We start from the raw sequence: 22,472 nt of genomic DNA, 5'->3' as shown, positions 1-22,472 counted from the left end.
TGCGTTATCAGGTAGAGGTTAAAGGAACGCTATTTTTGAGGAGGCGTTTTAAGAGCTTGAAAGTTTGATAACAACTTTCCTTCAAAAGACAATCTTGATACAGTTTTATTATCTTATTGTGCCGCAAAACACTGTTCTTTAGGTTAGTAATATAAGGCTCAGGTGAAATTTTACGCATTCGGTGTTTTTTGTGTGGGGATGTGGTGAATATTAGGTTGGTTCATAGAGTCTTAATGGAGTAACACCCACATGTAAAACAGAGTGTCTCAAACAAAAGAAGACACTTGTATGGTAGATTCATACGCTTTCTTAGAAATATTTTTCAATGCGCGTCATATCTATTTCGCGTCGGTGTTTATGAATGGTGTAGAAGTAAAGTTCCTTGTGAAGAATATAAAACCCATAGAGCAACTTTATCTTTACGCTTAATAAAAGTGCAAGTCGACACTCATTATATACTTTGCTAGCCTCTAATGTTGCTACAGTTTTTAGCATTAGAGAGCGTTTTTCATCATTTTGCTCACATGTCTTCTTGTGACGTGTAGACAAGAGATTTTAATTGATAAGAGGGTTTGTGATGGAAGAATTTTACAGTATTCGAAGTTATGATTTAAACTGAAAACAATAATTATATTTATAAATCAATGTATTATAGATTAATTGAATCACATAAAATAGTGAGCTAGAGGAATCTTTTAGACAAGAAAATGAATTGTTTGCAGATCGGTATGAATTAAGAATTTTCTTGGGATGAGGAGAAAGTCAAAATAGATTATGATGAAAACGACAGCACCTATGGGGAAACTTTTATGTTTGATACAGAGATGATAATCTTAGCAATGAATGTGTCTCATAAACAGAACTAGCCATTGTTTATTATTAATAATTTATTATTTTTCATATTGAATCAATCAGAACAATGTCTTTTGCACGTCATAAGTGGGGGGCGTGTGGATAAAAACTGTACAAAAAAGCAATAAAAATGCCTCTTATGAATGCTCTCAAATTCCAAGGTTTTTTGCAACATTGGGGGTAGGAAAATATAATGATAGTGTTTTATTAAGTGTGAAGAGGGTCGTGCTTAATAGATTATAGTTATAACATTGATGAACACTGTCGTGAGATAGGCTAGGGAGCGAGATGCCTTTTAAAACAAACCCATGAATTTGTAATCCAAATTTATTTTGTTGAGGGCGTTCTATTTTACGTGAGGGGTGTGATTCCATTAAAGGGATATTCGGTGTTTTTGTTATCAAACTTTTTCTTTATTGAGAGGGCGTGTTTTTCTCATATTTATTTGATTTATGGTATCCGGAATCGGGAGAGGAAAATGTTTTTAATGGTATCTGTTGGTATGCGTTGTTTTACGGTGTTTTCAATATTCGCGAAACTTATGTTGATGTTGTAGGTGGAGGCGTAATACGTTTTTATATAGGTCTAATGTACAAATTAATGAACGTATCGGGATAATTGGAGAAGAGTTAGTGTCTGCTTACGCTTTTGATGTGTTTTTTTGTGAGTAAATTAGTAAGATAAAGTAAACTGATGGGATTTTATGTAGAGTCGTTGTTATCCTAATTGAGAGTGCATTTTATTTTGTTTCGGTGATGCGCTTTGATCAGTAATTAAGAGGGAGCTTTAGAGCGTGATGTTAGATTTCTCGTCATTTATTTTTTATGTGTTTTCTAGGTAAAGTGATCTGTTGTCAGCTTGTGCAGATGATAATTGGTAAATTGCGTTATTCTTTATTTCCTAGTTGTCATTTTTTAATATTTTACGCATAACTCGTGAACAAACAAACAAGAAAATTGTGATTTTACGATTGTCTTTATTGCCATTTGCAAAGAATCTTTGAAGGTGAAAGATGCTCCATATTCAGTTTGAAAAAATAGCACTCATTGGGATCGGTCTGATTGGGTCTTCTTTAGCAAGAGTGATTAAAAAGAAAAATCTTGCAGCTCAGATTTCTATTGCAACACGTCGTACAGAAACCCTGAAAAGAGCGCGTGAATTGGAGCTTGGGGACTTTTATACGACAGATAATGCAAAAGCTGTTGAAGGAGCAGACTTGGTTATTCTTTCTGTTCCTGTTGGGGCTAGTGCAGAAGTGGCAAAAACCATTCGTGATCATTTAAAACTTGGGGCGATTGTAAGTGATGTTGGTTCTACAAAAGAATTGGTTATTACAGAAATGGCACCTTTATTGCCCAAAACGGTTCATTTTATTCCAGGGCATCCTATTGCTGGAACGGAATATTCAGGTCCAGACGCTGGTTTTGCTGATTTGTTTATCAATCGCTGGTGTATTTTAACGCCTTTTGCAGATAGCGATGTTGCTGCTGTCGCACAATTAACAGCGTTTTGGGAAGCTTGTGGTGCGCGTGTCAAAAAGATGGAGCCTAAGCATCATGATCTTGTTTTGGCTATTGTTTCGCATTTACCACATTTAATTGCGTATAATACTGTTGGGACAGCGAGTGATTTAGAAAAAGTAACAAATTCAGAAGTGATTGCTTATTCTGCTTCTGGTTTTCGTGATTTTACGCGTTTGGCCTCTTCTGATCCCGTTATGTGGCGGGATATTTGTTTGCATAATAAAGATGCTATTTTAGAAATGTTGGGTCGTTTTAGTGAAGGGCTTGCTTTTTTAGAACAGGCAATTCGTTTAGGGGATGGTGAAACACTGTTTAATTTTTTTACGCGTACGCGTGCTGTACGTCGCAATATTATTGATGCCGGACAGGAAATTGATGCTCCTGATTTTGGACGTCAGAGTGTTTCTAAAAAAGGGTGAATAAAAGCAAGGGGGGGTGTTGAATTTCGTTGGTTTTTTCTAGAAATCGATAAGAAGTTTTTTCTTTATTCAGTCATAGATTGCAATAAAAAAGAGTGGCGATTGCTTCGATACAGATAACCATGACTTCAAAAGGTTTTATGTGTGCACGATCATCTTGCTTAGTTCTCTATAGGGCATGTGATGTACAGAAGAGGTTACTGATCTGTAGAAGTAACAAAAAAATGAAGTCGTTGTAGAACTTCATAGAGTGGGTTATTGTTTTTGTTTTGGTATAAAGTCGGGCTTGACCGTATTGATTATTGACCTTTATATTGCAACATTGCAAAATGTTTATTTGCAGAGTTTTGATGATTTTTATAAAACTTGAAATAGACTGAGGAAGAGTTTTACCAGAAAGTATTGAATTTTGTTAAAAAATATCTTTTGGTATAGCTATCGTATTTTTGGTGACGCAGTAAGTCATTATTGGCGTGATAATGGGAGTGCTTTTGCAAGCCATGTTGCGCTATCGGGGCTTTTAGCATTTTTCCCTTTTTTTATTTTTGGAACATCTTTTGCTCGTTTTCTAGGTGCTTTTACCTATACACCGCAAAAAATTAAAGCACTGGTGCAGTTATTGCCTGATGTTATTGCAGAGCCTTTATCTCAGGAAATTGTCAATGTTTTAACCATTCATCGAGGAGGTGTGTTGACGCTTTCTGTCATTGGAGCGGCTTATTTTGCTTCTAATGGGATAGAGGCTTTGCGTACGGCTTTAAATAAAGCTTACCGTGTTACTGATCGACGGAGTTTGTTGTTTTGTCGTTTTCAAAGTCTGTTTTTTGTAATCCTTGGAGCTTTTGGTCTTGTTGTGATTAGCTTTTTATTGATTCTGGCGCCTTTGTTGATCAAAATTATGCAAAATCATTCTTTTTTTATGACTGAATATATTGCTGCTATTCGTGTATGGCGTTATACAGTTGCAGTCGTTATTTTGTTTATCAGTCTTTTGATTGTTCATAAATGGCTTCCAGCAGGACAGCGGAAATTTATAGATATTTTACCAGGAATCGTGGTGACAATGTTTGTATGGTTTATGGCTTCTCTTGCTTTTGCACAATATTTGACGATGTTTGATTATATTTCAACCTATGCGGGGTTAGCATCTATTATGGTTGCCATTATTTTTCTTTACATCTTAAGCGCAATTTTTATTTTGGGAGGTGAAATAAACGCCGCAATAATGTTTTATCGTAACTATTGGCGCTCTCTTCGATGAATGAAAAAAACAGTAGATCGTACGAAAATCAAAAGATAGATAGAGGAATAAAACTTGCCATTACTTTGTTGGTTGATGCGGATGCTTGTCCCGTAAAAGATGAAGTTTATCGTGTGATGAATCGTTATCAGCTTAAGACATTTGTTGTGGCAAATCGTTCTTTGTTCCTTCCAGATGAAGCGCTCATTGAGAGAGTAGTCGTTGCTGGTGAATTCAATGGTGCTGATGATTGGATCGTAGAACATGTGCATGAGGCGAGTATCGTTATTACCAGTGATATTCCTTTAGCAGCAAGGGTTGTGCAAGCTGGGGGTTTTTGTCTTTCGCCAACGGGGCGTATTTTTGATGTAAATTCAATTGGTCAGGCTTTGGCGATGCGCAATTTGATGGAAGATTTGCGTGGACAGGGCAGTATAATAGGTGGTCCCCGTCCTTTTTCTCGTAAAGACCGTTCTGCTTTTTTGTCAGCACTGGATCTTGTTATACAACGTTTAAAAAGACGCGGTTATTAAAGTTATAGGGCCTCTTTAATCACTGCTTTTATAAGTGTTTTGGCATCGTCATTGGCCCATGGAGCTGCACCATTGAAGGAAGCAATGAGATATCCCTCTTTATCAATGAGCAATGTAATGGGGAGTCCTAAAGCAAGCCCCTGTTTTCTAACATTATTGAAAATATCCATTGTTTCATCGCGATAGTAAAGCAAATTATCTGAATGAATATCTCGTAAAAATTGCTGAATTTTTTCAGGAGAAGCAGTTTTATCGATATTAATCGCTATGACATCAAAGTTTTCTCCACCTAATTCACGTTTTAATTGCGCAAGTTCGGGCATTTCTGTGCGGCAAGGTGCACACCAAATAGCCCATAGATTGACCAGCATTGGTTTTCCGGTAAATTCGCTGAGTGTACGCTCTTTTCCTAGAATATCCTTGAAAGAGAGTTTATTCATATCCGAGGGTGTATCAGCAAATCGTATGTGGCTAAAAAAGCCTTTTGCTGCTTTTCGTATCGCCATCATTTTTTCTGCTCGTGCTTTATCAGTGTTTATTTCTTGTGCTTGTGCTGCTGAAATGAAATTGAAAAGAAAAAACTCTCTTTTAGTATCGTAGTTTATGGTTGCGTATAAACTCAATGCAATGATAAAGAATGCAAGGGAGATTTGCCTTTTTTTATTGTTTTTTTCGCTGATGAAAATTTGAAAAATCATAATTTTGTCCTTTGGATGGGTGTTTTCAGAATATGACAGATGAGAAGTTAAAGAACCAAATATGGGGTGGTCGGTTTACGGCAGGTCCTGCTGCAATTATGGAAGAAATTAATGCCTCTATTGATTTTGATCAAAAACTTTATCGACAAGATATTGAAGGTTCTCTTTCTCATGCGGCTATGTTAGCGCAAACGAAAATCATTTCACAATCAGATTATGAAAAAATTGTTCATGGTTTGAAACTTATTCGCCAAGAAATTGAAGACGGTAAATTTGTTTTTTCACGAAAGCTTGAAGATATTCATATGAATATTGAAGTGCGGTTGAGTGAATTGATAGGTTCTGTAGCAGGGCGTTTGCATACGGCGCGTTCACGCAATGATCAAGTTGCTGTTGATTTTCGCTTGTGGGTACGTGAAGCAACGCAAAAGATAGCACAAGCTTTAAAAGGATTGATAGAGCAATTACTTATTCGCGCAGAACAACATGTTGATACCTTTATGCCGGGCTTTACGCATTTACAATTAGCCCAACCTGTAACATTGGGCCATTATATGATGGCTTATGTTGAAATGTTCGGTCGAGATTTATCGCGAATGCGTGATGCTCTTGAGCGAATGAATGAATCGCCTTTAGGGGCTGCTGCTTTGGCAGGAACAAGTTTTCCGATTGATCGCTTTATGACAGCACAAGCACTAGGCTTTCGGGAACCTACACGCAATTCAATTGATAGTGTTTCTGATCGTGATTTTGCGTTGGAGTTTTTAAGCGCTGGTGCTCTTTGTGCGGTGCATCTTTCGCGTTTGGCGGAAGAAATAATTCTTTGGTCAAGTGAACAGTTTTGTTTTATTCATTTGTCAGATGCCTTTTCAACGGGTTCGTCTATTATGCCACAAAAGAGAAATCCGGATGCGGCAGAGTTAGTACGAGCGAAAGCAGGTCGATTGAATGGTGCGCTTATGGGATTGTTAACGGTGATGAAAGGATTACCGCTTGCTTATTCAAAGGATATGCAAGAAGATAAAGAATATGTGTTTGATGGGGCTTTGAGTTTGGAATTATCACTAGCAGCAATGACAGGGATGATTGCTGATTTGAAAGTGAATAAAAAAGCCATGAAACAAGCAGCGGATTTGGGGTATGCAACAGCTACGGATTTTGCTGATTGGCTTGTACGTGAATTAGGGATTCCTTTTCGTGAAGCACATTACATAACAGGGCGTGCTGTGGCATTGGCAGAAAGAAAACAGTGTCGCCTTCAGGATTTATCATTAGATGAACTTCAAGCAATTTGTCCTGATATCAATGCAACACTTTTTGATGTTTTGACCGTTGAAAAATCTGTTGAAAGTCGGAAAAGCTTTGGGGGAACAGCACCTTCAGAGGTTCTTCGGCAAATTGCATATTGGAAAAAGCGTTTCGTGAGCGCTTGAATAATTGTATTTTAAAAGTAAAAAAGAAAGCAAGATGAGGAAAGAGGACTAATGAAAGTTATAATAAAGGGGTTGATGGTTGTCCTTTTTGGGGGCTTTGGTGTCGTTGGGTGTGGGCGTAAAGGATCATTGGAGATGCCTCCTACAAGTGTGGAAAAACCTACGCAGGGAACATCTGTTGCTAAAAGTGAAGATGATAAACCTTTTATTCTTGATCGTTTGATAAAGTAGGAGGCAAGTGTGGATTTTTTCTCCTATCATCAAGGTATACTTTATGCTGAGGGTTGTTCACTTGCTATGCTTGCACAGGAGGTGGGAACTCCTTTTTACTGTTATTCAGCCAATGCATTGGTTACACATTTTAAGGACTATCAAAGAGCATTTCAAGGGATGCCCAGTCTGATTGCTTATGCGGTTAAAGCGAATTCTAATCAAGCAGTTTTGCGGCTTTTAGCTAACAATGGAGCGGGAGCTGATGTGGTCTCAGAAGGTGAATTACGGCGTGCTCTTGCTGTTGGTATTCCGGCGCATTGTATTGTTTATTCTGGGGTTGGTAAAACCGTGAGAGAGATAGATTTTGCTCTTTCTCAGAATATTTATTGTTTTAATGTTGAATCAGAGCCGGAACTTGAACAGTTATCGCAACGCGCTGTTGCACTTTCAAAAATAGCACGTGTTTCATTGCGTATTAATCCAGATGTTGATGCAAAGACCCATAAGAAAATTACAACAGGAAAATCTGAAAATAAATTTGGTATTCCCTTGTTGTTGGCAAGAGAGGCTTATAAAAGAGCGTCCTCTTTGCCTGGATTGCAGGTTTGCGGTATTGATATGCATATTGGCAGTCAAATTTGTGATTTAAAGCCGTTTGAGGAGGCGTTTATTATTATCGTAGATTTGGTGCGTCAATTGTGGAGTGATGGTTATGCAATAACGCATATAGATATTGGTGGCGGGCTTGGTATTGCCTATGGTTGTGAACAATATACCGTACCCTCCCCTTTTGATTATGCCGCGCTGGTAAAGAAGCATATTGCTCCTTTAGGGATTAATATTGTGGTGGAGCCGGGGCGGAGCATTGTGGGTCAAGCTGGTGTGTTGGTAACCTCTGTTCTCTATTTAAAAAAGGGGCAAGGGCGGAATTTTGTTATTGTGGATGCGGCGATGAATGATCTGATGCGTCCAACGCTTTATGATGCTTGGCAGAATGTCGTCCTTGTGAAACAAGCAGCAAAAGACGCCTCCCTTATTCGTGCAGATATTGTGGGTTCTGTTTGTGAGACTGGTGATTATTTAGCATTAGATCGTTGCTTGCCAATTTTGGCACCCAGTGATCTTTTGGCAATTACGCAAGCTGGGGCTTATGGTGCCGTGATGGCGAGTACTTATAATAGCAGACTTCTGGTCCCTGAAGTTCTCGTTCAAGATATGCGTTATGCAGTTATTCGTCCACGTCTTGATTATGCGCAATTAATGGGATGTGATCATATTCCTGATTGGATTGAGCCCAAATTAGATTGAGCATTATTAAATATTTTTGGTCTTATTTTTACTAAACTTTGATGAAACAATTTATTTTCTAGAAATTGTTCTGTATGGGGTTTATGATCTTAATGCACCACGGTAAAAGGGGATAAATGCTTGTTTATGAAAAATAAAAACATCAAAGGCTTTGCAATGAAGCTTTTGTGTGTGCGCATTTTGATGTGGGGGATCCTTTCATTGGAACGGATCTGGGGTCGGTTATTACCATTTTTCCTTGTTCTTAGTCTGTTTTGTTCGTTTAGCTGGTTGGGACTTTTTGGCGTTTTGGGCTATTGGTTCCATTGGCTTTTACTTGGGGCTATGCTTGTTTGTGCTGGGGTAAGTTTATTTTTTCTTATTGGTTTTCGGTTTCCCACAATGCGGGAAGTGGATCAACGTCTTGAACGTGTCAATGGCCTTAAACACCAGCCTTTGAATATTCAGACAGATCGTTTATGTTCTGAAAATGATGAAGATTTTAGTGTTGTTATTTGGCGTGAACATCAACGCCGAATGGCAAAGCAATTATACCATTTAAAAACTGGATTTATCTCTCTTAATAGTGCGGATTATGATCCTTTAGCTTTGAGGGCTTTGTGTGCTCTTCTTTTTGTGTGCGCTTTTAGTTTTTCTTTTGGTTCACAAGGGGGGCGTTTGGCTGATGCCTTTGATTTTCGTCCTGTCGTTGATGAAAAACTCATGCGGATTGATGCTTGGGTAACACCACCTGCTTATACCGGTGTGGCACCGATTTATTTGACAAAAGATGAGAAAACACAACTAGAAATCCCTGAAGGGAGTAATGTTGTTGTGCGTGTTGTCAATGGGGCTGGCATTACAGTAAAAGCAAAGTCTGTAGAAGATGGGAGGGAAATTTCGTTTTCAGAGAAAACGGAGCAAACAGCTTTGAATGATCCAATTGTTCATTTTGAAACACATTTAAAGCATTCAATAAATTTATTTGTATCATCACGTCGTAAAAAACAGCAATGGCATTTGCAGATAATTAAGGACACGCTTCCAACAATTCATTGGTTGGAAAAACCAGGGAGGATTTTAACGGGATCATTGGAGTTACGATATGTGGTGGATGATGATTATGGTGTGACAAAGGCTTTTGTTGAAATAGAGCCTTTTCTTCCTCAGAATAAAAGTGCTTCTTCTCTTTATAATGCTCCGGAAATAGAACTTCTTCTTCCGCGTGGTGGAAAGGGGAAAATGCGAATGGTGCAGGATATATCAGCGCATCCATGGGCGGGTTCGCAAGTCAAAATTACTTTGGTGGCAGAAGATGGTGCGGGGCAGAAAGGACGTAGCAAAACTTTTGTTATGATATTACCACAGCGTGTTTTTTCGAATCCTGTTGCACGCGCAGTGGTTGAACTGCGTCGTTTATTAGCTCTTAATCCTTTAGCGCGAGAGCGGGTACTTGATATGCTTTCTGCTTTGCTTGTGCGTCCAGAAAAGGGGTTGCAAAATGCATCGCATTTTATTGTTCTACAAAGTGCGTGGACAAGACTTTCTTTAGCACAAACAGACGAGGATTTGCGCAATGTGGTGGATTATTTATGGCAAATTGCTTTGGGTATTGAAGGCAATCAACTTGAATCCGTGCAAAAAAAGTTAAAACAAGCACAAGCTGCTTTACGTGATGCATTGCGTTACGGTGCTTCAGCGGCAGAAATTGAACGGCTTATGGCAGATTTACGTCAAGCTATGGATGCGTATATTCGTGCTTTGGCTGAAAAAGCACCGGATAGTCAAGTTTCTAAAAATTCTAAAAGCTCAAAAAGTCCTAATCTTTCTGAAGCTACATTACAAGAAAAGCTAAATTTAATTGAGGAAATGGCTAAAACAGGCTCTTCTTTAGCAGCTGAACAACTCTTGGCGGAAGTTGAACAGACGCTTGATCATTTGCATGTGCAAAAAGGTAATCAAAATGAGGGAGAAAAAAGCCAATCTGCACAAATGAAAGAAAAGATGGACCAGCTTGGAGATTTAATGCGTCGTCAGCAAGAAATTCTCAATGAAACACATCAGTTAGAGATGGAACAAAAACGCGGAGAAAATGTACCGGAAACACAAAAAAAATCTTTAAAAAAACGTCAAGCTGAATTGCAATCTGAATTATCAACATTAGAAAAAGAATTATCAGAACAAGGATTTGAAACAGGGGGCGCCTTGAAAAGGGCAGAAGAAAAAATGAATTCTGCGGAAAATGCTCTTGATAATGGAAATCATCAGGTATCTATACAAAATCAGTCTGATGCTTTGGAATCTTTGAGGCAAGGTGCACAAAATGTTTTGAAAAAAATGCGCGAAACACTTAAAGAAACGGGAGATGATCAAAATGCTGATTCTGGTCCTAAAGATCCGTTAGGACGTCCACTTTCTTCAAAAACAGATGAAGAACAAGAAGGCGAGGCACTCCCACAAGAAAGTGATCAAATGCGTACGCGGCAGATTTTGGATGAAATTCGCAAACGTCTTGGTAAAGAGCATCTTTCAGAAGAAGAAAAAAACTATCTTGAAAGATTGCTTCATTTTAATTAATCAGTGTTGGCTTTTTTCTTAATTGATGTCAAAAACAGTGTATGAAGAACCTCTATGGAGTTCAGCTTCAAAGAAAATAATTAAAGCACTTGTAACGCGATAATCATTCTATTGTACTGCTTTTTTAATCATTTAAGTTTAAAATATGCAATATTGAAGTGTTCGCTATTGCGGAGAAAGAGCAGAAGTCCATATAAGTTGGATATATGAAAATCTGTAATGTTTGAAATTTGTTTCTACATGGTATGTTGAGTTGGATATCGTTACGCTGAAAGATTTTTATGCTTCTGCACTTGGGCTGCGTGTGCAAAAGACGCTGTGTGACCAATTAAATTTATGGTGGCCTGATCTTACGGATAAACGGATTATGGGGTTGGGTTATGCGATTCCTTATCTTTCTGTATTGCGTGAACGTGCCCAACAATGTTTTGCTTTTATGCCTGCTGCTCAGGGTGTTTCGCCTTGGCCTTGTGCTGAGAAAGTTGCTACAGCGCTTGTTTTTGAAGAAGATTTGCCGCTTCCTGATGCGTCAGTTGATTGTATTTTATTGGTCCATGCATTAGAATATACAGAAAGTTCATTTGAAACGTTGAATGAAATATGGCGTGTTTTAGCACCCAATGGTCATTTGATCGTTATTGTTCCTAATCGCTCTGGCTTTTGGGCGCGCAATACGACTACGCCCTTTGGTTATGGCGAACCTTATAGTCAACAACAGCTTATTCGTTTGTTCGAAAAAACAAATTTTATTTCTGGACCAATACAAGAAATTGTACACTATATGCCCTCTACGGGGTATTTTTCGCGGTTGTTCTCATTTTTTTACGAGCCATTTGCTCGCTATCTTTTGCCTTATTTTGGTGGACTCTTAATGTGTCAGGCACAAAAACGTGTTTATCAGGGTCTGCTCGTACAGCGTCGTCAGTCGCGACGTATTTTTATTCCTGCTTTATCACCACAGACAAGAAATATTTTAAATTATAAAGATAATTAATCATTTTGTCATTGTCATAAGAACCGCAAGTATAAAAGGATTCTCTTATTTCAATTTTTTGCATTTACAATTAAAAAATATTCTTTTGTACATTAATATGTGGAATTGGTATGTGAATAAAAATCTCAAGTATCTATATATCGAACCATATTTCATGAATAGCGGAAACATTTTAAAAGAAAAAATGCTGGTATCTTCGTAAGCATAAAAATAGCAGAGTCCAAAGGATCTTGCATAATATGGTTTATGGTGGTTAAAAACTGTACAAGGAAGGATTAAAATGCTTCTTATGAACCATCTCAAGTATCAAGGGCTCCTCTGCAACATCGAGATCTAACATAAGTGTGTGATGGTGCTGGCTTGTTCTTTTATAAGCGTAAAGATGGTGGTGCTCAGTGGCTTTATCGTTAGGATAAACATTTAGCGTTATATCATGAATTATATAATCTCTTAAGAGGAGATAAAGTCATAAAGAATGGAGGAAAACTATAAAGATAAAAAACATCTCTCAAGTTAGGTTAGTGAATGTGAGATAAAGCAATGTGTGGAGCGGTTTTTCTGAAAAAAATAATTATAAATAGCACTCATCTAAAGATGATAGTTATGATCAAGAATGTTGCTAAAAGATATCACGATTATTTATATGCGAAACATATTAAAAACTTTAGAAAGAACAAAAGCATGTGAAACAGAAGTTACAAAGTATATCGTGAGGGTTGAAAGCATTTTTGTTTCTGGTTCTCATGTTGGAATATTTCGTTTTTTATTCGTAATGTTATATATTTTGTCATAAGAGTAAGTTCTAAGTAATAGCATTCGAATTATATGCGAAGGTTTTTTCATCTCGTTTCTGTTTTCATTTAGGATATTAAAATTATTTTTGAAACAGTAAATCTCGAATTAAAGATTTAAACGGTAACCATTTTGATCTGTTATGAGAATTTGTGCATTGGAGGGATCGTTTTCGATTTTTTGTCGCAAACGATAGATATGGGTTTCTAAAGTATGGGTGATAATATTTTCATTATATCCCCAAACTTGTTCTAACAATGTTTCACGGCTGACAATTTTATCATTGGCATAATAGAGACATTTAAGGATCGCTGCTTCTTTTTCTGTGAGACAGATTTTATTGTTGCATTGATCAAGAAGAAGTTTTTGTCTTAGTTTAAAAGTATAGGGACCAATATGAAAGGTTGCGTCTTCATTTTGTTCATATTGGCGCAACTGTGCTCGAATTCTCGCCAATAACACTGCAAAGCGAAAGGGTTTTGTTACATAATCATTGGCGCCTGTTTCAAGATCTAAAATATTATCACAGTCTGTATCATAATTTGTTATCATGATAATGGGAGCACGAAATCCTTGGGTGCGTAATTGTTTAACGGCTTTGTAGCCATCAAGATCAGGAAGTTGAAATCCCAAAATAGTGAGATCAATATTTTCTTTTTGGATTATTCTCATTCCCGCTTCTGCTGTTTTTGCTTGGGAAATTTTAAATTCTTGATGCATTTGCAATTGTTCTACTAAAATGGGGCGTAGATCATCGCCTTCAACGATTAAAAGAGTGTATTGGTTCATGTTTTTCCTTATAGGCATGTTGATGCACTGATTGATATAGTTTCATGAAAAATGAGATTTCATGCAAGAAAAATTAAAAGAGGAAAATTAAAAAAAAGTCTTTGAAAAAATAAACTTTTATAATTTCTATGGTTGTTTGCCGAAAAGAAGGTGTTTCCGTCTGCAGAGTATTTTACGTATTGGTTGGAAGCATTTTTTATGCTTTAGAATGTGTTTTAGCCATTGAGTGTCATCATTTTTACGCTTATGGAGAAACAAGCTAGCACTATCATTCACTTTGCCAGCTCGTGGGTGTTGCGGACAGTTCTTGGCACTTGAGACGATTCATAAGAGGAATTTTTAGTGCTTTCTTTCACGTTTTTTATCTATATGGGACTTTCTCCGCTTAGAATATGCAAGCAAATAGCTTTTGATTGATTCAATATAAACAGGTTGGGAATGAGAGAATCCAGCGGCATGAGAGGCTCTCATCCAACATGCGAACAATGAACACTCAATATGATGCGTTTTTTAAGCGTGAAGAGAACTGTGCAACACCTAGCAGATATGTACCGTTTAGGAGAATTTCACGGTCATTTTTATTGTTTTTTTATCCACGTTCAGTTTTGTTTTTTCGTAGAGTTTGTGTGCGAAGAGGTCTGTGTGATGCTCGTGGGTGTTGCTTATTATAATCGTTGAGTAAGTCTTGCCTTTAGAAATGCCTAAAAAATACCTAATGAAGGGGGGAAGTTTTGGGGCATTTTATATTGAGAAGAGTGCAGAATGAAAAATGATAAGGAAGAGTATCCTATTTATGTATTTAGCGTGAAAACACATCAATAGAGAGGGATGCCTTGTGCGATATGAAGTGCTTTTTCATATGAGTCTAACGGTAAATTCATCGAACACTCCCATCTTTACGCTTATGAACAAGTAAGCCGGATCACACACTTTGCCAGCTCGTGGGTATTTCGAGACAGCCCTTAGCACTTAAGACGGTTCATAAGAGCCATTTTCACTCTTTTCTTTAACAATTTTTATTCACACACTCATCCCGCTTTTTATGTGCAAGAAAGTGGTTTTAATTGATTCAACATGGGACAAATTTGAAATGGGAGAATCTTACGATATTCGGGACTCTTATTCAACATGCAAAACAGTAATTTATCATTATAAATCAATGGATTATTAATGAATAAAATTTATTGCTTTAAGATAAAAGCATTTCCTTCTTAAGGTTGCCCATCAAACAGACTTCTGTCCATTCCTCTTCTGTCACGGGTTGTACTGATAAGCGGCTGGCCTTGACCAACACCATATTTGCTAGTTTAGGATTGGCTTTGATTTGTTTTAATGAAACAGGTGTTGGCATGTCACAAAGTGCTCGGATATCTACACATTCCCAGCGTGGATCAGAACTTGTAGAATCAGGGTGTGCTTCAGCACATATTTCTACAATTCCTACAATTTCTAAACCTTTATTTGAGTGATAAAAAAAACCTTTATCACCATATTTCATAGTGCGCATATTGTTACGTGCTTGATAATTGCGTACACCATCCCATTGTTCGCCATTAACTCCTTTTTTCTTTTGCATCTCCCATGACCATTTATGGGGTTCAGATTTAAAAAGCCAATAAGCCATGAGTTCTCCTTTTTCATAGACTGTTATGCATTTTTGTAAGTATCTTTGTAATACCATCAACGATGATTTTTAAAATGGGGTAAATAACGGCTATTATCTATTTTTCTTGTTTCAAAATAATGTGTAGTAGAGAGACGCGCTCCATTGATATTTCATGTTGTATAAAAGTATTTTGCTCTTTGTTTCTCTTTTCAACTATGGTCTGAAATGCGGTCACTATAAGAGTTTGTTGGAAAAAATTAAGAAAATTGGTTCTAAAAAGCTTTAAGATTACAATGACAATGAAACGAATAAATGGTCAAAGATGATGAGGTCAACGAATGGCATTCATATCTATGCTTTGTGGGAGAGAGTAGATCTTATTATGCTGTAAAATACCGTCATTTGAAGTGTAATGATATAAGGCAGTTTTTTGAGACATGAGGTTTTTAAGAATGTGTGGTGAATATTTAGATTTACGTGTCGAGCTTTGGGTTAAGTGAATTGTGTGAGTGGGAAGCAGGTGGAATCTGCTCGATAGAGAATTCGGACTATCTATAGACTGGAGTGAGTAGAAATCTTCGTTCTTTAAGATGTGTGTGGGACGTCAATTTTATTATGCTTTTGTTCCACGGCGTCCCATCCCGATCAAGGGCGGGGCTTTTTCATCTAATGGCCAGCGTGAGCGGGGTGCAATGTCAAGAGAGCTTGTTTCTCCTCGTGCGAGTTTTTGTGCACCGGCAAAAGCAATCATTGCAGCATTATCCGTACACAAGGAAAGAGGAGGGGCTATAAATTCAAAACCATGTTGATGAGCAAGGTCTTGCAACGTAGAGCGAATGGCTTGGTTTGCGGCAACGCCGCCCGCAACAACTAAAGCAGGAGAACGCTTTTCTTGATTATCAGAGAGAGGATATTGGTGGGTAAAGTGTTGTAAAGCTAGGTGAACACGATCACGTACCGTATCAGTCACAGCGGCTTGAAAACTTGCGGCAATGTCAGCAATATCATTTTCTGTAAGGGGAGCTATGGCTGTTGCGGCTTGTCGAACAGCAGTTTTGAGTCCTGAAAAAGAAAAGTCTAATCGTTTTTCACCTTTTAAAGGTCGTGGAAGAGGGATGCGATTTTTATCACCAAATAAAGCTGCTTTTTCAAGTGCTGGTCCACCAGGATAAGGAAGACCTAAAAGTTTTGCTGTTTTATCAAAGGCTTCTCCTAACGCATCATCAATAGTGGTTCCTAAACGCCGGTAGTTGCCTACTCCATGAACAATGATTGTTTGTGTATGACCTCCTGAAACTAAAAGTAATAAATAAGGAAAGCTGACGTTGTGCGTTAACACAGCTGTTAAAGCATGTCCCTCTAAGTGATTTACCGCAATAAATGGTTTGCCAGTGGCAAGAGAGAGTGCTTTTGCGCTCATAACGCCTACCAACAATCCTCCTATCAAACCAGGACCACTGGTGGCTGCAATGCCATCAATATCTTTTAATTTTGTGTTTGCTTCTGTTAGTGCTTGCAGAATTAAATGATCAAGAACTTCAACATGGGCACGAGCAGCAATTTCAGGAACAACACCGCCGTAAGGTGCATGGTGATCAATTTGACTCCAAACAACATTGGAAAGAATTCGGCTGTTTGATTCATTGTTATATTCAATGACAGCCGCTGCCGTTTCATCACAACTTGTTTCTATTCCCAGCAGACGCATTTTAAACAAAACCTTATATTGAAGCTTCTTTCTTACGTGCGTACCATGAACAGAAAAAGATGCAAAGTATTTCTCTTAGAATTGATTTTTCTATGAAAAATATGTGTTTTGGCATTTTCTTTGAATTTTATGATATCGTTGATTAAAAAATAAAGCTGTATTTTCGAGTATAAAATGCAAATATTTTTTTAAAACTTGTCTATTAAAGTCTATAATTGTAAATATTATTGAGAAAAATGAGATTTGGAAAATTTCTGTAAATTTATACTCTTTCGAAGATATTTGAGAAAAGCTTCATTTTTAAAACTTTTTTCATTTTATTATTTTATTTTTGAAAAAAGTGTGCACAAAAAGTGATAAAGATGGTCGATTCTTCAAAACCAAAAGTTAAATCACATTATACTGGTACGCGCCGTAAGAAACCAGTTATTGAACATGAAGCTATTCCCCATGATTCAGAGGAAAAAATCCACAATTCTGTAGAATCTCCTGCACGAGAAAAACAGAATATGCAAGGTCAGGATAAAAGTATCTCTAGTACAATTTGGCTTTTCTTATCCCTTTCTGGGATTTTGGGGGGATTCATTGCTTTGGGAATTTTTATGGGGCTTCAATGGGCTGGTTTTTTTCCTTCTCCTTTTGTGGCAAATTCTGCTGGGGAGGAAAAAGCCTTGCAGATTGCTGAAGCCGCAAAAAGTCAAGGTGAAGACACAAAGGAACAATTGAGCCGGGTCTTTCAAGAAATCGATGCGTTAAAAACAGAGTTTTCTTCTTTTTCATCACAACAGTTTAAAACAACGAAAAATGATGAACTATCGAAAGAAGAAAGCAAAAAAGCTTTTGCGATTTTAGAGGAAAAAGTAAAAACTCTTGAAGAAACTGTACAAACTTTTGTTAGAGAGTCGAAAGAGATAGAGACGGCTTTGTCTGTTGGGCAGAGCAATGCAAATGATCTTGCTGCGTTAAAACAACAGTTAGAAGCACTACAGGAAGAAACTGCTGTTAAAAATAGTGAGAAAAAAGAAATAGATACCGCGCTCTTTACTGCAATTAGTTCATTAAAAAATGCTGTAGAGCGTGGTGGATCTTATAATAATGAATTAAAGCTGTTGCGGCAATTATCGCCTTCGATTAATGGACTTGATGTGTTGCAAAAAACAGCTACTGTGGGTCTTCCAAGTTCAGCACAACTTTCAGTTGATTTTGCTCATGTTGCTGATGCAATTGTTGGTACGCAAAATCTTGTTGCGTCAGATGCTGGTTTTTTTGACCGAATTTTAGCGTGGATAAAAGGGCTCATTGTTTCGCGACCGATTGGAAATGTTGAAGGGACAACGCTGGGGGCTATTGCGGCACGCATGGAAGTTGCCATTCAAGCTGGTGATTACGAAAAGGCTTTGAGTGAATGGCAATCATTGCCCCAAAGTGCAAAAGATGTTTCAATGGATTTTGTTAAGCAGCTTGAAAGACATATTGCTATTCAACAGTTGTTGCAGCAATTGTTATTGTCTGTGCAACAAGGATCTTTTAAAGCAACAAAGATGTAAATAGGCCCAAGATGATACGTGTTTTTATTTATATTTTTGTTGTTTGTATCCTCGGTTTAGCTTTCACGTGGGTTGCTAATCACAATGGTATTTTTGTTCTCACATTTTTGCATTTCAGATTTTCTGCTTCATTTCTTACAGTGTTAAGTGTGCTTATTTTGTTTTTTGTAACGCTGGTGCTTTTATGGTGGTTATTGTCTTTCTTTTTTTCCATACCGAATGCTCTTTCCAATTATTTTTATAAACGCCATCAAAAGCGTGGTTACGAAGCTCTTTCAAAGGGGATTCTTGCAACTTTTGCTGGTGATAGTATGGTTGCGCAAAAAATGGAAACACGGGTTGCTAAATATCTTGCAGGAAAACAAGAGCCATTGGTAAAACTCTTACAAGCGCAAACCTTGTCTTTACAAAATGATTCTGTTCGCGCCATCGGTCTTTATGAAGAGATGAGAAAGGAAGATCCGACAAAACTGGTTGGACTTTATGGTTTGTTTCGTGAAGCGATGAAGAGTAAAGCTTATGAGGCAGCGCAACAATATGCCGAAGAGGCACTGACTTTATCGCCAGCACTTTTATGGGCGCATCAGGCGGTGCTCGATCGGTTAAGTACTGAGGGTAAATGGGATAAGGCACTTACTATTTTTGAAAGAACGCAAAAAGCTCTCCCGCGTTCTATTCGCGCGACTCCAGAGCGGCAGCATATACAGGTTTTACTACTAAGTGGGCAGGCACTTTCTTTGTTTGATACACATCCTGTACAAGCACGTGAAGCTATTTTGAAAGCCCATAAATTGGCGCCTGATTTTGTTCCAATAATAGTTATTGCTGCTGATATTCTTTATAAATTAAACGAAACGCGTAAAGCGGATAAAATGATTATAGCGGCTTGGCAAAAGGAGCCTCATCCTGACTTGGGAGCGCTTTATCTTGAAAGAGAAGAAGGAGCCATTGGGCGATTGAAAAGGGCTAAGACACTTGCTTCTTATAATAAAGATGCATTTGAGTCGGCTTTCCTTATTGCTAAAGCAGCTTTGGATGCTGGTGAAACAGCATTAGCAAGAGAGAAGGCACAAAAAGCATTACAATGTCATCCACGGGAAAGTGTTTATTTATTGTTGGCAGATATTGAAGAGGCACAGGGAAACAGTCAAGGTGCTGTGCGTCAATGGCTTTCTTTAGCACTTCGTGCTGAACGTGATCCAGTGTGGATGTGTGATGGGGCCATTTTTTCTTCTTGGTCAGCGGTTTCTCCAATCAGTGGACGTTTGGGCTGTTTTGAATGGAAAGCGCCTCCTTGTATGCCTTCTCTCACATTAGAGGCGGACAATATTGTGTCGAAAAGGCAAGACAAAGAGTATGTTATGGGAAAAAGTGATGATGTTGGAGATAAGAAGCTTGAAAAATTAACACCTATAGATGATTCTCTTTTGCATAATGCGCAGGTGGAGAAACAAGATATAAAAGAAAAAGATGTAAAAATGTTCAGTCAAACTCACTTAAATGTTGATGATCCAGGGGTTAAAACAGAAGAAGAAACATCTTTATCGAGGAAAAAATTTCGTTTATTTTAAATTGCATCAATATGGTAGTATGAGCGTTTTTTCAGAAGAAAAAATTAATATAGAAGAAAAAAAATTATCTTTAATCTTGTCCAATAAAATTATTCTCTTATGCTTAAAAAATGAAATTTTGCTTGGTAGCAGATGTGATTGGTTAAAAAATGTTTTTAAATCAGAGATGTCTTGATAAAAAACAAAAAAATAACAAACCAAGGATTGCTGTCGTTATTCATCGGCGCTCTACCTATACTGGTCGTTTGGGAAAATTTTTACAACAAAATGGTTTTGTTCTTGATATTTATCGTCCTATTTTTGGACAAAAACTCCCTGATACATTAGAGCATTATGCCGGCGTTGTTATTTTAGGGGGACCGATGAGTGTGAATGACAGCGAAGCCTATATTGGTGAGGAAATTGATTGGATTTCGTTATCACTAAAGGAAAATAAGCCTTTTTTGGGTATTTGTCTTGGAGCACAAATGTTAGCGCGAAATCTAGGGGGGCGCGTTGGTACAAGAAGTGATGGGACTGTTGAAGTCGGCTGGTATCCACTAGAAGCAACCCCACAAGGGAAGGAATTGATGAATTGGCCAGAGATGGTCTACCATTTCCATGATGAAGGTATTTATGATTTACCGAAAGAGGCAATGCTTTTGGCAACAGGGAATACATATCCTACACAAGCTTTTCGTTATGGAAACAATGCATGGGGCTTGCAGTTTCATGCTGAATTTACACGCGCTATGATGCGGCGTTTGGTCGTGCGTTCGGCACATAAATTGACTGAAAAAGGTGCTCAACCTGCTTGTGCACATTTGAAAGGTCGTTTAATCTATGATCGAGCTTTGAGTCAATGGTTTGAAAGCGCATTACACCAGATTTTTTGTACACCGCCCGTACTTGTGTGATTATTGATAACGCATTGATTTATATAGGTAATTCACGGTTTTGTATATTGAATGAGAACCCCGAATATAGTAAGGTTTTTTCATTCCAAACCTGTGTATATTGACTCAATAAAAACCTCTTGTTTGCATGTCACAAGTAGGGCTGGCGTGTGGGCAAAAACTGTATAAGAAAAGACTAAAAATGCTTCTTATGAACTGTCTTAAGTGCCAAGAGCTGTCGCAACATTTGGGGGCTAGCCAAATATAATGATGGTGCTGGCTTTGGGGTCTCCATAAGCGTAAAGATGGGGGGCTCAATGGCTTTATCGTTAAGAAACACTATTCATTATCATTTTTGTTGTGCTGTAAAAGAGTATGGTTTAAGGCAGAGGTAGAAAATCTATGTAAAACTTTACACATGAGGTATTTTTTGTTAAAGGGTATAATCGTTCTTCTTAAGAAAGCCTTGTTGAGTTTATGAGATACAGTACTTTAGAATGATGTATGGGGGCTTCTTGAAGTGATCAGTAGATAAAGTCCGGTCGATTAAGAAGTTGGGTTGTGTATAAACTGACCGGGGTTAGAAATCTTTGTCCTTTTTAGGGTGGGAGAAAGTTAAGAGATAAAGAAAGTTTTAATGTTGTCCAAATCCTCTCAATTACCATTAAGACGAAAAAGTTTTTCTTTAAGCTATTTAATTTTTGGGCTTTTTTGTTTGGCTCTGATATTTATTTATAGCGCACTCTGGTTTTTTTTTCACGTAAAATAGAAGACCATGTTTCTGATATATTTGTAAAAGTATCTTCCCATAATATGGCGGCGGTATGCGAGAATGTACGCAGGGATGGTTATCCTTTACGTGTCGGTGTTGTTTGTGACAAGTTTCAATTTTCTTGGCCTTTACATGGGGTTTCTTTATCGACGGGGCGTTTGACGGCTGGTGCACCAATTTATTCACCTTATTTGGTCGAGTTTAATGTTCGTTCTCCTGCATTAATTGTTTTTTCCGGAAAAACTCCTATAGTATCGCATTGGCGCAATTTGGTGATTGAAACAGAGCCTTATTGGAAAACGGGTAAAACATTGAAGTTTATAGCTGAAGGGCTTGAGATTGCATCTTTTTCCTCTTTCTCTGAAGATCAAAAGCTTCAAGAAGCATTAAGAGCACAAACGATAGATAAAAAAACGACACAAGAAAATATTGAAGATCCGGCATCTTTGCAAAATACGCATGACGTGATTATTCAGCCATTAGAGCCACAAGATATGCCTCAAAAAATAACGGCAGAATTTTTGCGTTTTGATCTAAAACATGAAAAGAATGATTTATCGGGACATATAACTTTTGACGGTTTTGATGCTTCTCCCTTTTTAAAATCTTCTTTTGTTGATATTCCTAAAATTGATGGTAATTTGAAATGGATTTTAAATGACATTTCTTTTCTATCTGAAGATGAAGAAAAAAATTGGCAACAGCGACTGTATGGAAAAAGTGGACTTTTAAAGCAAGGTGAATTGACTTTTCATACAGGTGGTGCAGTGCGTATTAGTGGACCTTTTTCTTTTGATGATGAAGGATATTTGACAGCAAAATTTGAACTTGTCCTTATTCAGTCCATGAAGCTTCTTGACACTCTGCAGCGCTTATTTCCCGCGCAAGCCAATAATCTTCAAGCGTTATTTTTTATTTTAGGTGCTTTGCCTAAAAATGCGGACGGCGCTCCCGTTCTTTCATTGCTCATTAACAATGGGTGGGTAAAACTGGGATTTTTAAAACTTGGTCGTCTTGCTCCACTTTAGGTGTTGTACCAAAGC

At 37.7% G+C, this 22,472-nt stretch carries 16 protein-coding genes; 12 read left to right on the top strand and 4 right to left on the bottom strand.

Annotated features, from left to right (window positions below; genetic code table 11):
* Positions 1 to 1,864: 1,864 nt before the first annotated feature.
* The 3 genes from ACFIML_RS01830 to ACFIML_RS01820 all read left to right on the top strand — a co-directional run bounded on the left by ACFIML_RS01830 (position 1,865) and on the right by ACFIML_RS01820 (position 4,567).
* The gene (locus tag ACFIML_RS01830; protein WP_375606051.1) at positions 1,865 to 2,794 is read left to right on the top strand and encodes a prephenate/arogenate dehydrogenase family protein; all 930 of its coding nucleotides are present in this window, start codon (positions 1,865 to 1,867) and stop codon (positions 2,792 to 2,794) included.
* A 409-nt stretch (positions 2,795 to 3,203) separates the two neighbouring features.
* Positions 3,204 to 4,055, top strand: a complete 852-nt coding sequence (locus ACFIML_RS01825) for a YihY/virulence factor BrkB family protein (protein ID WP_375687242.1) — start codon at positions 3,204 to 3,206, stop codon at positions 4,053 to 4,055.
* Positions 4,052 to 4,567: a YaiI/YqxD family protein gene (locus ACFIML_RS01820; RefSeq protein ID WP_375606049.1), complete on the top strand. Its 516-nt coding sequence runs from the start codon at positions 4,052 to 4,054 to the stop codon at positions 4,565 to 4,567. Before ACFIML_RS01825 ends, ACFIML_RS01820 begins: the two co-directional genes overlap by 4 nt.
* 2 nt (positions 4,568 to 4,569) lie before the next feature.
* On the opposite strand, the gene ACFIML_RS01815 is transcribed toward ACFIML_RS01820, so the two are convergent.
* The gene (locus ACFIML_RS01815; protein ID WP_375608451.1) at positions 4,570 to 5,265 is read right to left on the bottom strand and encodes a TlpA disulfide reductase family protein; all 696 of its coding nucleotides are present in this window, start codon (positions 5,263 to 5,265) and stop codon (positions 4,570 to 4,572) included.
* 32 nt (positions 5,266 to 5,297) lie between these two features.
* On the opposite strand from ACFIML_RS01815, the gene argH reads away from it, so the two are divergent.
* The 5 genes from argH to ACFIML_RS01790 all read left to right on the top strand — a co-directional run bounded on the left by argH (position 5,298) and on the right by ACFIML_RS01790 (position 11,769).
* Positions 5,298 to 6,698, top strand: coding sequence for an argininosuccinate lyase (argH, locus tag ACFIML_RS01810; protein WP_375608452.1), 1,401 nt, complete (start codon positions 5,298 to 5,300; stop codon positions 6,696 to 6,698).
* Between the two features lie 51 nt (positions 6,699 to 6,749).
* Positions 6,750 to 6,929 (top strand): LPS translocon maturation chaperone LptM, encoded by a 180-nt coding sequence (locus ACFIML_RS01805; protein WP_375606046.1) that lies wholly within the window; start codon positions 6,750 to 6,752, stop codon positions 6,927 to 6,929.
* A gap of 9 nt (positions 6,930 to 6,938) precedes the next feature.
* Positions 6,939 to 8,219, top strand: coding sequence for a diaminopimelate decarboxylase (gene lysA, locus ACFIML_RS01800; protein WP_375614360.1), 1,281 nt, complete (start codon positions 6,939 to 6,941; stop codon positions 8,217 to 8,219).
* Positions 8,220 to 8,345: 126 nt separating this feature from the next.
* Positions 8,346 to 10,775, top strand: a complete 2,430-nt coding sequence (locus tag ACFIML_RS01795) for a TIGR02302 family protein (protein ID WP_375687239.1) — start codon at positions 8,346 to 8,348, stop codon at positions 10,773 to 10,775.
* A 223-nt stretch (positions 10,776 to 10,998) separates the two neighbouring features.
* Entirely contained in the window at positions 10,999 to 11,769 is a 771-nt protein-coding gene (locus ACFIML_RS01790) for a class I SAM-dependent methyltransferase (RefSeq protein ID WP_375687237.1), read from the top strand.
* Between the two features lie 900 nt (positions 11,770 to 12,669).
* Here ACFIML_RS01790 and ACFIML_RS01785 read toward each other — a convergent pair.
* The 3 genes from ACFIML_RS01785 to tsaD all read right to left on the bottom strand — a co-directional run bounded on the left by ACFIML_RS01785 (position 12,670) and on the right by tsaD (position 16,664).
* Complete coding sequence (locus ACFIML_RS01785) at positions 12,670 to 13,350, bottom strand: response regulator transcription factor (RefSeq protein WP_375606042.1); 681 nt, start codon at positions 13,348 to 13,350, stop codon at positions 12,670 to 12,672.
* A 1,189-nt stretch (positions 13,351 to 14,539) separates the two neighbouring features.
* Positions 14,540 to 14,974, bottom strand: a complete 435-nt coding sequence (locus ACFIML_RS01780; protein ID WP_375606041.1) for an EVE domain-containing protein — start codon at positions 14,972 to 14,974, stop codon at positions 14,540 to 14,542.
* A 595-nt stretch (positions 14,975 to 15,569) separates the two neighbouring features.
* Positions 15,570 to 16,664 carry a tRNA (adenosine(37)-N6)-threonylcarbamoyltransferase complex transferase subunit TsaD gene (tsaD, locus tag ACFIML_RS01775; RefSeq protein WP_375606040.1) on the bottom strand — a complete coding sequence of 365 codons (1,095 nt, stop codon included), beginning with the start codon at positions 16,662 to 16,664 and terminating at the stop codon, positions 15,570 to 15,572.
* 362 nt (positions 16,665 to 17,026) lie between these two features.
* Between tsaD and ACFIML_RS01770 the strand changes: the two genes are divergently transcribed.
* From ACFIML_RS01770 to ACFIML_RS01755, 4 genes are all read left to right on the top strand, one after another.
* Positions 17,027 to 18,211, top strand: coding sequence for a hypothetical protein (locus tag ACFIML_RS01770; RefSeq protein ID WP_375606039.1), 1,185 nt, complete (start codon positions 17,027 to 17,029; stop codon positions 18,209 to 18,211).
* A gap of 11 nt (positions 18,212 to 18,222) precedes the next feature.
* Positions 18,223 to 19,782: a heme biosynthesis protein HemY gene (locus ACFIML_RS01765; protein WP_375606038.1), complete on the top strand. Its 1,560-nt coding sequence runs from the start codon at positions 18,223 to 18,225 to the stop codon at positions 19,780 to 19,782.
* 149 nt (positions 19,783 to 19,931) lie between these two features.
* Positions 19,932 to 20,678, top strand: coding sequence for a glutamine amidotransferase (locus ACFIML_RS01760; protein WP_375606037.1), 747 nt, complete (start codon positions 19,932 to 19,934; stop codon positions 20,676 to 20,678).
* A gap of 792 nt (positions 20,679 to 21,470) precedes the next feature.
* Positions 21,471 to 22,457, top strand: a complete 987-nt coding sequence (locus tag ACFIML_RS01755; protein ID WP_375606036.1) for a DUF2125 domain-containing protein — start codon at positions 21,471 to 21,473, stop codon at positions 22,455 to 22,457.
* Positions 22,458 to 22,472 lie beyond the last annotated feature (15 nt).

It is taken from the genome of Bartonella sp. AC62GZZY (assembly GCF_042196525.1).
In the GTDB taxonomy this organism is placed as follows: domain Bacteria; phylum Pseudomonadota; class Alphaproteobacteria; order Rhizobiales; family Rhizobiaceae; genus Bartonella.
This window is presented reverse-complemented; position numbering and strand designations above follow the sequence as displayed.

What these genes read in the sequence shown, in the direction of transcription:
- ACFIML_RS01770 (WP_375606039.1), top strand. Translation starts at nt 17,027, where the DNA reads ATGGTCGATTCTTCAAAACCAAAAGTTAAATCACATTATACTGGTACG.
- ACFIML_RS01785 (WP_375606042.1), bottom strand. Translation starts at nt 13,350, where the DNA reads ATGAACCAATACACTCTTTTAATCGTTGAAGGCGATGATCTACGCCCC.
- ACFIML_RS01755 (WP_375606036.1), top strand. Translation starts at nt 21,471, where the DNA reads ATGGCGGCGGTATGCGAGAATGTACGCAGGGATGGTTATCCTTTACGT.
- argH (WP_375608452.1), top strand. Translation starts at nt 5,298, where the DNA reads ATGACAGATGAGAAGTTAAAGAACCAAATATGGGGTGGTCGGTTTACG.
- ACFIML_RS01820 (WP_375606049.1), top strand. Translation starts at nt 4,052, where the DNA reads ATGAATGAAAAAAACAGTAGATCGTACGAAAATCAAAAGATAGATAGA.
- tsaD (WP_375606040.1), bottom strand. Translation starts at nt 16,664, where the DNA reads ATGCGTCTGCTGGGAATAGAAACAAGTTGTGATGAAACGGCAGCGGCT.
- ACFIML_RS01805 (WP_375606046.1), top strand. Translation starts at nt 6,750, where the DNA reads ATGAAAGTTATAATAAAGGGGTTGATGGTTGTCCTTTTTGGGGGCTTT.
- ACFIML_RS01815 (WP_375608451.1), bottom strand. Translation starts at nt 5,265, where the DNA reads ATGATTTTTCAAATTTTCATCAGCGAAAAAAACAATAAAAAAAGGCAA.
- ACFIML_RS01765 (WP_375606038.1), top strand. Translation starts at nt 18,223, where the DNA reads ATGATACGTGTTTTTATTTATATTTTTGTTGTTTGTATCCTCGGTTTA.
- ACFIML_RS01760 (WP_375606037.1), top strand. Translation starts at nt 19,932, where the DNA reads ATGTTTTTAAATCAGAGATGTCTTGATAAAAAACAAAAAAATAACAAA.
- ACFIML_RS01780 (WP_375606041.1), bottom strand. Translation starts at nt 14,974, where the DNA reads ATGGCTTATTGGCTTTTTAAATCTGAACCCCATAAATGGTCATGGGAG.
- ACFIML_RS01830 (WP_375606051.1), top strand. Translation starts at nt 1,865, where the DNA reads ATGCTCCATATTCAGTTTGAAAAAATAGCACTCATTGGGATCGGTCTG.
- ACFIML_RS01795 (WP_375687239.1), top strand. Translation starts at nt 8,346, where the DNA reads ATGAAAAATAAAAACATCAAAGGCTTTGCAATGAAGCTTTTGTGTGTG.